General features: G+C 63.7%; 10 protein-coding genes and 1 tRNA gene. 3 read left to right on the top strand and 8 right to left on the bottom strand.

The genetic code is table 11. The features are described from left to right. The first annotated feature begins 153 nt into the window (after positions 1 to 153). Complete coding sequence (locus AC5WEY_RS19025; RefSeq protein ID WP_495647068.1) at positions 154 to 1,347, top strand: L,D-transpeptidase; 1,194 nt, start codon at positions 154 to 156, stop codon at positions 1,345 to 1,347. 19 nt (positions 1,348 to 1,366) lie between these two features. On the opposite strand, the gene AC5WEY_RS19020 is transcribed toward AC5WEY_RS19025, so the two are convergent. The 3 genes from AC5WEY_RS19020 to orn all read right to left on the bottom strand — a co-directional run bounded on the left by AC5WEY_RS19020 (position 1,367) and on the right by orn (position 3,208). Next, a complete protein-coding gene (locus tag AC5WEY_RS19020; RefSeq protein WP_495647067.1) occupies positions 1,367 to 2,116 on the bottom strand; it encodes a M23 family metallopeptidase in 750 nt (249 codons plus the stop codon). Between the two features lie 326 nt (positions 2,117 to 2,442). Then, positions 2,443 to 2,518: transfer RNA gene (locus AC5WEY_RS19015), tRNA-His, on the bottom strand. 78 nt (positions 2,519 to 2,596) lie between these two features. Beyond that, entirely contained in the window at positions 2,597 to 3,208 is a 612-nt protein-coding gene (orn, locus tag AC5WEY_RS19010) for an oligoribonuclease (RefSeq protein WP_495647066.1), read from the bottom strand. 93 nt (positions 3,209 to 3,301) lie between these two features. Here orn and AC5WEY_RS19005 point away from each other — a divergent pair, with 93 nt between their 5' ends. Continuing rightward, positions 3,302 to 5,026: a helicase HerA-like domain-containing protein gene (locus tag AC5WEY_RS19005; RefSeq protein ID WP_495647065.1), complete on the top strand. Its 1,725-nt coding sequence runs from the start codon at positions 3,302 to 3,304 to the stop codon at positions 5,024 to 5,026. 48 nt (positions 5,027 to 5,074) lie between these two features. Here the strand turns inward: AC5WEY_RS19005 and cmrA are convergent, their stop codons facing one another. Genes cmrA through AC5WEY_RS18990 form a run of 3 tightly spaced genes read right to left on the bottom strand, consistent with a single transcriptional unit; the run spans position 5,075 to position 8,471 of the window. Beyond that, positions 5,075 to 5,878, bottom strand: a complete 804-nt coding sequence (cmrA, locus tag AC5WEY_RS19000; RefSeq protein ID WP_057479838.1) for a mycolate reductase — start codon at positions 5,876 to 5,878, stop codon at positions 5,075 to 5,077. Positions 5,879 to 5,901: 23 nt separating this feature from the next. Then, a complete protein-coding gene (locus AC5WEY_RS18995; protein ID WP_495647064.1) occupies positions 5,902 to 7,947 on the bottom strand; it encodes an FAD-dependent oxidoreductase in 2,046 nt (681 codons plus the stop codon). Then, entirely contained in the window at positions 7,944 to 8,471 is a 528-nt protein-coding gene (locus AC5WEY_RS18990; RefSeq protein WP_495647063.1) for a PadR family transcriptional regulator, read from the bottom strand. The genes AC5WEY_RS18995 and AC5WEY_RS18990 overlap by 4 nt, the downstream gene beginning before the upstream one ends. An 82-nt stretch (positions 8,472 to 8,553) precedes the next feature. Between AC5WEY_RS18990 and AC5WEY_RS18985 the strand changes: the two genes are divergently transcribed. Next, positions 8,554 to 9,876, top strand: coding sequence for an MFS transporter (locus AC5WEY_RS18985; RefSeq protein ID WP_495647062.1), 1,323 nt, complete (start codon positions 8,554 to 8,556; stop codon positions 9,874 to 9,876). Here the strand turns inward: AC5WEY_RS18985 and AC5WEY_RS18980 are convergent. Together AC5WEY_RS18980 and AC5WEY_RS18975 are read right to left on the bottom strand one after the other, a co-directional pair. Then, complete coding sequence (locus tag AC5WEY_RS18980) at positions 9,873 to 10,727, bottom strand: alpha/beta fold hydrolase (protein ID WP_495647061.1); 855 nt, start codon at positions 10,725 to 10,727, stop codon at positions 9,873 to 9,875. The genes AC5WEY_RS18985 and AC5WEY_RS18980 overlap by 4 nt on opposite strands. Then, positions 10,724 to 11,374 carry a TetR family transcriptional regulator gene (locus tag AC5WEY_RS18975; RefSeq protein ID WP_200936716.1) on the bottom strand — a complete coding sequence of 217 codons (651 nt, stop codon included), beginning with the start codon at positions 11,372 to 11,374 and terminating at the stop codon, positions 10,724 to 10,726. The genes AC5WEY_RS18980 and AC5WEY_RS18975 overlap by 4 nt, the downstream gene beginning before the upstream one ends. Between the last annotated feature and the right edge of the window lie 84 nt (positions 11,375 to 11,458).

The raw sequence follows: 11,458 nt of genomic DNA, 5'->3' as shown, positions 1-11,458 counted from the left end.
GCCCCATCTTGCGTGGTGGGAGGTAACACGAACTTTGCGCCTGACGATTGGTACTCGAACGTTATTGATCGAACGGGCTGTCGAGTGGAATGTGAAGATTCTGCGCTGGCACAATCGCACGAGTCGGGCTCGAACTGGGAAGTGGTGTGTTTGATGAGGGTGAATCGCGGATTCGTACTCGCCGCGGTGGGAATCGTTGCTTCGGTAGCGGTCCTGTCGGGATGCAGTTCGGCATCGGACATTTCCGAACCGTCGGTGCCCATCGATTCCAATCCCATGACCGAGCTGATGAAGCCGAAGTTGACCTCGAGTGTCCTCGACGGCGCCGTCGGATTCTCGCCCGCAGACCCCGTGACCGTGTCGGTGGCCGACGGCAAGTTGTCCTCTGTGACGATGCTCAACCCGGCTGGTGAGCCGGTGTCGGGGGCTATTGCGCCCGACGGGTTGTCGTGGACCAACACCGAGCCGCTCGGCTACGACCGCGAGTATCGCGTGCAGGCCGACGCGTACGGACTCGGGGGAGCGTCGAGCACGGTCACCAGTTTCACCACCAGTCAACCCGGTAACTTCACCAAGCCGTACGTGCTGCCGAATCCTGGTGCCATCGTGGGTATCGGGCAGCCGGTCGCGGTCCAGTTCGACGAAGCGATCACCGACAAGCTTGCTGCACAGAACGCGATCACGGTCACCACGACGCCTGCCGTCGAAGGCGCGTTCTACTGGGTCAACAACAAAGAGGTTCGCTGGCGACCGCAGAACTACTGGGCTCCGGGCACCGAGGTCGACGTGGCAGTGAACGTGTACGGCCGCGACCTCGGTGACGACATCTACGGTCAGGAGAACGCGACGACGTCGTTCACGATCGGTGATGCTGTCATCGCTACCGCCGACGACAACACCAAGCAGGTGACGTTCAACGTCAACGGCCAGGACGTCATCACCATGCCGACGTCGATGGGCAAGGACAGCACCCCGACCGACAACGGCGTCTACATCATCGGGGACCGCTTCGAGCACCTCGTGATGGATTCTTCGACCTACGGCGTGCCGGTGAACTCGTCCTCCGGATACCGAACGCCCGTCGACTGGGCGACGCGAATGTCGTACAGCGGCATCTTCTTCCACTCCGCGCCGTGGTCGGTGGGGCAGCAGGGGTACTCGAACGCCTCGCACGGTTGCCTGAATCTGAGCCCGACCAATGCCAAGTGGGTCTACGACAACACCAAGCGCGGCGACATCGTCGTGGTGAAGAACACCGTCGGCGGAACGTTGTCGGGTACCGACGGCCTCGGTGACTGGAACATCCCGTGGGACGAGTGGAAAGCCGGCAACGCCACCACGGTGTGATCGGTGTCGGTCGGACCGATCAGCTTCGATCGCGGGTCTGGTAGAGCGAAGGATCGATCCCGAGTGTCTTCAGGTATGCCACCGGTTCGATGCTCGAGCCGTTGTTGCGTACCTCGAAGTGCAGGTGCGGTCCGGTCGAATTACCGGTGCTGCCGACCGCGCCGAGTACGTCTCCCGGAGCCACCTCGTCGCCGACCGATACCGCGAGGCTGGACTGGTGGCCGTAGTAGGTCTCGGTATTTCCGCTCTTGACCCGAACGAGCTTGCCGTAGCCGTCGCCCGCGTCGCCGGCCTGAACGACGGTTCCGCCGGTCACCGCATGGATGGGGGTCCCGCTGTCGGCGGCCAGGTCCACGCCCTGGTGGTACTGCGCGCCGTTACCGGTGGGGTTGTTGCGTCCGCCGTAACCCGAGGTGATGCGGTATTTGCCCGCGTCGATCGGGAGCACCGCGCCGCCGAGACCGACGGTCGGCGGCGCACTCGGTAGTTCGATCTCGGGAACATCGACAGCGCTCGGAGCGTCGGGCGAATCGGGCACCGACAACACATCGCCGTCGAGAACGATCGCCGCGACCTGGTTGATCAGAACGCCGGTGGCGTCGAGCACTGCGGCGAGTATCGCGGCTCGCTGCTGTGCATCGGGCTGGGGGATCGGGATCTGAGGTAGTTCGATCGTGGGTTGAGCGGTGGCCACCGCGGGGCTGAGCAAGCCGGTTGTGCCTAGGCACAGTGCTGCCGACAAGATCGAACCCGCTATGACTCTGTGCATTCTGCGACCCACGAAAAGCCTCCTCGTCTGCGTACTCCGCGCATCCGTCGAACGGGCGCGCGGAGAACGTAAGAACATGTTCGGTGACGCTTCGGGGCACGTTGAACTCACGTAGCAGAAAACACATGAACCACATCGGTACTTTTCTTCCCCAAAAGTGCCAATAGTTACCGTACGTCACATCAACCCCACAGGGAACTCGAAAGTTGAATTACAACAACGTAATTCGAGGTCAGGGTCGTTGCGTGCGGACGTGCGGCCGCTCCGAGGGGTGAGACATACGCACGAAAAAGGCCGGTCTCGCGAGGAGACCGGCCTTATTCGTATGGGGTGAGCGACGGGACTCGAACCCGCGACATCCAGGATCACAACCTGGTGCTCTACCAGCTGAACTACGCCCACCATTGCATGCGTCCACAGAACCTTTTCGGGCTCTCCATCAGCAGCGTCGACAATACTAGCGGGTTGAATCCGCGGTTGCTAATCCGCCCCTGGATGCGTGTCGAGATCCTGAACAACAGCAGCGATGTCGCTGGTAGACGGCCCCGGGGGAGCCACGAAAGCCGTCCGGCGGTAGTACTGCAGTTCTTTGATCGACTCCTTGATGTCCGCCAGGGCGCGGTGTGCGAGACCCTTGGCCGGCTGTCCGTAGTAGATCCGCGGGTACCACCGTCGGGAAAGTTCCTTGATCGAGCTGACGTCGATCATGCGGTAGTGGAGGTAGGTGTCGAGTGCGGTCATGTCGCGAGAGATGAACCCACGATCGGTACCGATGGAGTTTCCCGCAAGCGGAACCGTTCCGGCCACCGGGACGTGCTCCTTGATGTACGCCAGTACACGCTGCTCGGCTTCCTCCAGCGTCACCGTCGATGCGCGCACTTCGTCGGTCAAGCCCGACTTGGCGTGCATGTCCGTGACGACGGCAGGCATGTTCGCCAACGCGTCGTCATCGGCGTGGATGACGATGTCGACACCCTCTCCGAGGATGTTGAGCTCACTGTCGGTCACCAGCGCCGCAATTTCGATCAGCTTGTCCTTGCTCAGGTCCAAGCCGGTCATTTCACAATCGATCCACACAAGTTTGTCCTGCACAGGCTCCACCCTAGTGCGAGCTGCGATGCCACTAGGGTTTGCGGTGGCGATCGAGCCAGTTCAGCATCAGCACAGTTCATGGAGGACGCGGACATGACAGTCGACCCGACTCAGCCGACGCCATCGCTCAGCCCGGCAGAGAAAGCGAAGGCTGCCAAGGCTGCCGCAGTGGAAGCCGCGCGAGTGGCTGCCGAAGCAATGGCTGCAGCCGACGCGGCCGAAGCCGAGGCTATCGCGGCAGAACGAGGGCAGGTATCGCCGGCTACCGGCAAGGCTGCGGAGATCGCTTCCGGATATGCCTCTGCGGGTGCCGCTTTGGAGCTGGGAACCGTAGTTCTCGACGGCGTCACCGACCCTGGTGCCCGCATTCGAATCCCGTTGGCGACCTTGAACAGACATGGTCTCGTGGCCGGAGCCACCGGAACCGGCAAGACGAAGACGCTGCAGGGTATTGCCGAACAGCTTTCTGCCGCAGGCGTTCCCGTCGTCATGGCCGACGTCAAAGGCGACCTGTCGGGCATGTCGAAGCCGGGCGAGGACAACGAGAAGATCCGCAGCCGAGCAACCGATACCGGGATTCCGGACTGGGCTCCGACCGGACATCCGGTGGAGTTTCTCTCCCTCGGCACCGAGGGGATCGGGGTACCGGTCCGCGCCACCATCACTGCCTTCGGGCCGATTCTGCTCAGTAAAGTGTTGGGACTGAACAATACTCAGGAATCCACCCTCGGCTTGATCTTTCACTGGGCCGACTCCCAGGGGCTCGCCCTGCTCGATCTGAAGGACCTGCGGTCGGTGATCATGCACCTGACGAGTGACGAGGGGAAGGCAGATCTCAAAGGCATCGGCGGGGTCTCCTCGGCGACCGCAGGGGTGATTCTGCGCGCACTGGTCAACCTCGAAGCAGACGGCGGCGACACGTTCTTCGGTGAGCCGGAGCTCGAGACCGAGGACTTGCTGCGCGTCGGACCGGACGGCAGAGGGGTCATCACACTGTTCGAGCTCGGGGCGCAGGCGTCCCGCCCGGTGATGTTCTCCACCTTCCTGATGTGGGTGCTCGCGGACCTGTTCCAGACGCTTCCCGAAGTCGGTGATATCGACAAGCCCAAACTGGTCTTCATCTTCGACGAGGCACACCTGCTGTTCGCCGATGCGTCCAAGGCTTTTCTGCAGCAGGTGGAACAGACCGTCAAGCTCATTCGCTCGAAGGGCGTCGGCGTCTTCTTCTGCACGCAGCTGCCCACCGACGTTCCCAACGACGTGCTCTCACAGCTGGGTGCACGTATTCAGCATGCCCTGCGCGCCTTCACCCCCGACGATCAGAAGGCGTTGAACAAGACGGTGCGGACGTACCCCAAGACCGACGCGTACGACCTCGAAAAGGCGCTGACGTCGCTGGGGACCGGCGAAGCGATCGTGACGGTGCTCTCGGAAAAAGGTGCGCCGACACCGGTGGCGTGGACGAAGATTCGCCCGCCCCGCTCACTGATGGACACCATCGGCAACGACGCCATCGCGGCGGCCGCCTCGTCGAGCACTCTGTCTGCGAAGTACAGGGAGACCATCGACCGTGAGTCCGCCTACGAGCGGATGAACGCGCGGGTGGCGGATGTGCCCGCCCCGGCCGAGAAGTTCGACATCCCGCCCCTGCCCGCGGACCTGCCGGACCTACCTCCGAACGAACCCGACGGGCCGTCGGCCGCGGAACGGATCATGGGCAACCCGGCGGTCAAGAGCTTCCTGAGATCGGCTGCGTCGGCGGCCGGACGGGAGATCTCGCGCAGCATCTTCGGAACCGGTCGCCGTCGGCGGCGCTGAGCTTGCTCAGTCGGGAGTGGAGCCCGCGGAACGACCAGGATTCGGGTACTAGCTGCCGAGCTTCTTGTAGAAGCTGCCGATGATCGGCGCGGAGATGCTGCGCGGGCTGTACTGCCCGGCGACCGACATGCCCTTGCTCAGCAGGCCGGGCACGACGCGCATCTTGTTCTTCGCGAGGCCGTCCAGCGACAGCTTCGCAGTGTAGGCGCTGTCGATCCAGAGGAAGTCGGGAACCATCTTGTCCACGATCGAGGCCTCGGCCGGGTCGGGTGTCTCGGTGCGGACCGGGCCCGGAGCGAGCAGGGTGACGTTGACGCCGGTGCCCGCGAGCTCACCGCGCAGTGACTCCGAGAACGTGTTGACGAAGGCCTTGGTTGCTGCGTACGTCGCATTGTTGGGGATGGCCATGTTGCCTGCAGCCGAACCGGTGATGAGAATGCCGCCGGCTCCGCGGCCGATCATGCCGGGCATGACCGCCAACGTGAGATCGTGTACGGCAACGGCATTGAGCTCCACCTGATCACGCTCGTACGCGGGATCGAGCCCGGCCACCGGTCCGAAGGTCGCGATACCCGCGTTGTTGCACAGGATCGAGATCTCACGCTCGGACAGTTCGGTGACCAGTTCCTGGCGCTGCTCGCGGTTCGACAGATCCGACTGCCGCACCTCGACGGTGACGCCGTGCTCGGCAGTGAGCTTCGTGGCGAGCGCCTCGAGCAGTTCGCCGCGTCGGGCCACCACGATGAGTGAATGACCACGGGCGGCGAGTTCGGTGGCCAGGGCTTCACCGATACCGGAAGAGGCTCCGGTGACGACGGCGCGGGCATCGGGGTTGGGCTTGGGCAGGCTCACGGTGAGACAGGCTAGCGGACAGATCAGATCGCGGCCGCGAGCCGGGTGCCTTGCTCGATGGCCCGTTTGGCGTCCAGCTCCGCCGCGACGTCCGCACCGCCGATGATGTGCGTGGTGGTACCGGCGGCCTGCAGCTCGTCGACCAGATCGCGAACCGACTCCTGGCCCGCACAGATCACGATGGTGTCGACCTCGAGCACACGCGCGCGCTCATGCTTCTCTCCGAACGAGATGTGCAGCCCCGCGTCGTCGATCTTCTCGTAGTTGACTCCCGAAAGCTGATGCACGCCTTTGGCTTTGAGAGCAGCTCGATGCACCCAACCGGTCGTCTTGGCCAGGCCCGCGCCGATGCGTCCTGGCTTGCGCTGCAGCAGATACACCTCGCGCGGTGACTGCGCAGGCACCGGTGTGGTCAATGCCCCGGGTGCCGCCTCGGGCTCGGTGACACCCCACTCCTGCTTCCATTCCTTCAGGTCCAGCGTGGGGGAGGCGTCGGTGGTGAGGAACTCGGAGATGTCGATGCCGATTCCGCCTGCACCGATGACGGCAACGCGATCACCGACGGGCTTGCCGTCGCGCACCAGCTCTGCATACGACAACACCGAGGGGTGCTCGATGCCGGGAATGCTCGGAATCCGGGGAGTGACGCCGGTAGCCAGTACCACTTCGTCGAACTCACCTGCGATCAGATCGGCGGCCGTCACCCGACTGCCCAGATGGATGGTGACGTCGGCGGTGCGGAGCGCGCTGGAGAAATAACGAATCGTCTCTGCGAATTCCTCCTTGCCGGGAATCAGCCGCGCGATGCCGAACTGACCGCCGATCTCGTCCCTGGCCTCGAACAGGCTGACGGCATGACCGCGTTGCGCGAGATTGAGCGCTGCTGCCAAGCCTGCGGGCCCGGCTCCGACGACGGCAACCTTCTTCGTCTTCTTCGTCGGTAGCAATTGCAGGTCGATCTCCCGGCCCGCACGAGGATTGACCAGGCAGGAGACCTTCTTGTGGACGAAGGCATGGTCGAGGCAGGCCTGATTGCAGGCAATGCAGGTGTTGATCTGATCGGCGGAGTCGGTGGCTGCCTTCTCGACCCAGAACGGATCGGCGAGCATAGGCCTGGCCATCGCGATCAGCTGTGCGTCGCCGCGGGCGAGGATATTCTCGGCGATCTCGGGCATGTTGATGCGATTCGATGCCGCGACGGGGATGGTGACGTACTTTTCCAGCTTGCCGGTGATATCGGCGAACGCTGCTCGCGGAACCGAGGTGACGATGGTCGGCACCCGCGATTCGTGCCAGCCGATGTCGGTGTTGATGATGTTTGCGCCTGCGGCCTCGACGTCCTCGGCGAGTGCGACTATGTCGTTCCAGCTCTGGCCCTGTTCCACGAGGTCGGCCATGGACAGCCGGAACACGATGAGGAAGTCCTCGCCCACCGCCGCCCGCGTCTGTCCCACGATCTCCACGGCCATCCGACGGCGATTTTTCGCCGAACCGCCCCACTCGTCACGCCGCTTGTTGGTGCGTTCGGAGAGGAACTGGTTGATGAAATATCCCTCGCCGCCCATGATCTCGACGCCGTCGTAGCCGGCGCTCTGGGCAAGACGGGCGCAGCGCACATAGTTTCGGATCTGCCAGCGCACGCCTCTCGACGTCAATCGCCGCGGCCGAAAAGGGTTGATGGGAGCCTTGATCGACGAAGCAGACACGCTCAGCGGCTGATACGAGTAGCGCCCGGCGTGCAGGATCTGCAGCGCGATCTTGCCGCCCTCACGGTGTACTGCCGCGGTGATCCGCCGATGCCGACGGGCCTCGAGACGGTTGGTCAGCTTGGCTCCGAACGGCAAGAGCCAACCGGTGCGATTGGGGGCATACCCGCCGGTGATGATGAGGGCGACGCCGCCGCGAGCTCGCTCGGCGAAGTAGGCCGCCAGGCGGCCGGTGTCGCGGGCGCGATCTTCGAGGCCGGTGTGAATCGAGCCCATGATCACCCGGTTCTTCAGCGTGGTCGCACCGACGTCCAACGGCGACAACAGAATCGGATACGGGCCAGCGGTCTGCTCGGTCTTCACAGCTTCTCCAATACTTCGGTGCACCACTCGGTGAAACCTTCTTCGACGCGAATTCCGCCACGCAGCACCAGGTATTGATGCAACGCGGTGCCGCTGAGGGCAGCGGGGTCCGGAAAATCCTGCTTCTCGATCAGTCGGTAGACGTCGAGTCGGGTGGCATGAACATCGCGATGGCGGGCGACTTCGACTTTCAGGGCGTCGATGTCACCGTTGGCGGCGCCGCGAATCTTGACCGCAAGCTCCTCGCGTAGCTGTGAGGGATCGGTCGGCGCGGCGATCCAGCGATCGAGCTCGGCGCGGCCTGCGGCGCTGACCGAGTAGACCTTCTTGTCGGGACGGCCGTCCTGGGCGACGGCCTCACCGGTGATCCATCCGGCGTCGTCCATCCGCGTCAGCGTCCGGTAGATCTGCTGATGCGTTGCGCTCCAAAAGAAGCCGATGGACTTGTCGAACCGCCGAGCGAGCTCGTACCCCGAGCCACTGAGCTCGGCGAGTGAAACCAAAATCGCGTGTTCCAAGGCCACAACGAGAGTATGTATGCAACGCGGTGACTATGCAACTAGGTGCACTCTAGAACTCGGATGCCGCAGTCTAGTGTTGGCAACTATGGGAACCCAGCCGGAGGCCGTTGTCGTCGGAGTCGCAACCACGCGGAAACAGGTCACCGCCTGGGGATTCTGGGACTGGGGCTCGGCTGCGTTCAACGCCGTGATTCTCACGTTCGTATTCTCGGTGTATCTCACCGACGCAGTCGGTGACGACCTTCCCGGCTCGATCTCGGCCACCACCTGGTTCAGCTGGTCCATCGCGTTGTCGAGCGTCGTCATCGCACTCCTGGCACCGGTCTGTGGGCAGTACTTCGACGCGCGCGGCAAGCGCAGATGGTTGCTGGGGGTGTTGACCGCACTGACCGTCGTGGCCATGGCCGGCCTGTTCTTCGTGAAGGACGACTATCACTATCTCTGGCTCGGCCTGGTGCTGCTCGGCCTCGGATCCATCATGTTCGAGTTGGCCAGTATCCCGTACAACTCGATGCTGCGGCAGGTCTCCACTCCGGAAAACATCGGTCGGGTATCCGGATTCGGTTGGGCGATGGGCTATTTCGGTGGGATCGTGCTGCTTCTCCTGTGCTACCTGGGCTTCATCGTCGGCGACGGCGACACTCGGGGCGTGCTGGGTCTGACCACCGATGGTGGCCTGAACATCAGACTCGTCGCCGTACTCGCGGCCGTATGGTTCGCCGTCTCGGCCATCCCGGTGATGTTCGCAGTTCCCGAAGTGCCCAGGGCCGTTGCCGATCCCAAAGCTGCACAGGCCGGATTCGCGGAGTCCTACCGAGTTCTCGTCCGCGATGTGCGCGAGTTGTGGAGCGCAGACAGGCGCGCCGTCTACTACATGATCGCCAGCGCACTGTTCCGAGACGGGTTGGCAGGTGTCTTCACCTTCGGGGCCGTTCTCGCCGTCAGCGTCTACGGTATCGGCGCGGCGGACGTACTGCTGTTCGGCGTGGCCGCCAACGTCATCGCAGGCCTCGGTGCCATCGTTGCCGGACGGTTCGACGACAGGATCGGACCCAAGAAGGTCATCGTCTTTTCGCTCACGTCCATGATCGCGGCCGGAACCATTCTGCTGTTCGTGTCGGGGCCGACGATGTTCTGGATCTTCGGGTTGATCCTGTGCTTGTTTGTGGGCCCCGCACAATCGTCTGCGCGCACCTTTCTGGCCCGACTGGCACCTCCCGGGCGCGAAGGTCAGTTCTTCGGACTGTTCGCTACGACGGGTCGTGCGGCGTCGTTCCTCGCGCCGTCCCTGTTCGGCCTGTTCGTGTGGTTGTTCGACGCCGACCGCGCTGGTATCGCCGGGTTGATCATCGTCCTCGCTGCCGGACTGCTGGCGCTGCTGAAGGTGCGGGCTCCGGAGCGGGTCTAGACGGAGGCGATACGGGACAGGATCTCGGCCGTCAGTTCCTCGGGCGCTTCTTCCGGGATCCAGTGCGAGATGCCGTCGAGTTCGACGAATCGGTACGCCGCATCGACGAATTCGCCGCAACGCTCGGCACCGGCCCGGCCGATGGCGGTGTCCCCGTTGCTCCATACGTAGGTGGTGGGGACTGTCACCGGTGGAAGGTTCGCGAATTCCCTGGTCATTGCGGCGTACCAGCTCGATGCGGCCGTCAGCGCCCCGGGGACGGTGAGATGCCGAACGTACTCGTCGTCCAGGCTCTCCGCACCGAACATTGCACGCAGACGCTGGGCGTCGTTCTCCACCAGAACTCGCTCGGCCTTCGTTGGCTCCCGAAGCAGGCCGAAGTACTGCGACCGCTGCTGCTGATCCGGGTCCTCGCGGATGGCCCAGTTGAACGCCGCCGAATGCGGAACCGATGCTGCCGTGAGCGTGCGCACGCGATCAGGGTGTTCGGCCGCCACGTGCCAGGCGACCACCGCACCCCAGTCGTGTCCGACCAGGTGCGCCGACGGTAGATCCAGCGCGTCGAGCAGACCGAGGATGTCACCGGTGAGCTGCTCGATGCGATAGTGCTCGACGCCGATCGGGCGGGCTCCGGGGGAGTATCCCCGCTGATTGGGTGCGATCACCCGACAACCCGCGGCGACGAGTCCGGGTGTCACGCTCGTCCACGACGCGTTGGTTTGCGGAAAGCCGTGCAGCGCAACCACCGGAATGCCGTCCGCCGGCCCCGACATCGCAACCTCGAACACGTACTCGCCGATACCCATCTCGGTCATGGATGTCCCTTCGTAGTCGTCTTGTCGCACGGTCATGCTCGACGTGGTTCCCATCGGCTCATCCCGAGCATGATCATGCGGATCTGCTTCTCCGTGCGCTCGATCAGGTCTTTCTCGTTCTGGTTACCCGGTCTGTCTATTTCCAGCAGACCGACCACGGCCGTGAGCATCGTCGACACGAGAAGATCGGCCGTCATCTCCAGATCGGCGATGTCCCAGCGTTCCAGTCCCGGCATACGTGAGAGGTCGATGGTCAGTTCGCTGACGAACAGTCGTAGTTCGGTGGCGAAGGCGCGGCGCACCTCGGTGACGCCGCCGTACCGCTCACGACTGAGGAAGCGGAACTGATCTTCGTGGCTGCGAACCTGCCGCACCAGAATCCCGAAGGATTCGGTGGCCGTCCTGGCGCTCGGATTGCGTCGGGCGTCGCGCAGCATCTGGCGCAACATGCGCATGCTGTCCTCGACGAGCGCGACACCCAGATCCTCCATGGAGGCGAAGTGGCGGTAGAACGCAGTGGGAACGATGCCGGCCGATCGGGCTACCTCACGCAGGCTGACACTGGCGAACGACCGTTCGCGAAGCAGATCGAGGGTGCCCTCGATGAGGGCCTGACGCGTGCGCTCCTTGCGCTCGGCGCGAGTCCCCGGTTCTGTCACGACGTCCAGTTTATGGGCGCGCATTCTGTGACCTCTCTCCCGGTTCCACCCCGGCACCCGTCGACGGTCGATCCATCTCTGTAACGACGGTCACATAAACGTTGACAG

It is taken from the genome of Rhodococcoides sp. S146-33, from assembly GCF_059489205.1.
This window is presented reverse-complemented; position numbering and strand designations above follow the sequence as displayed.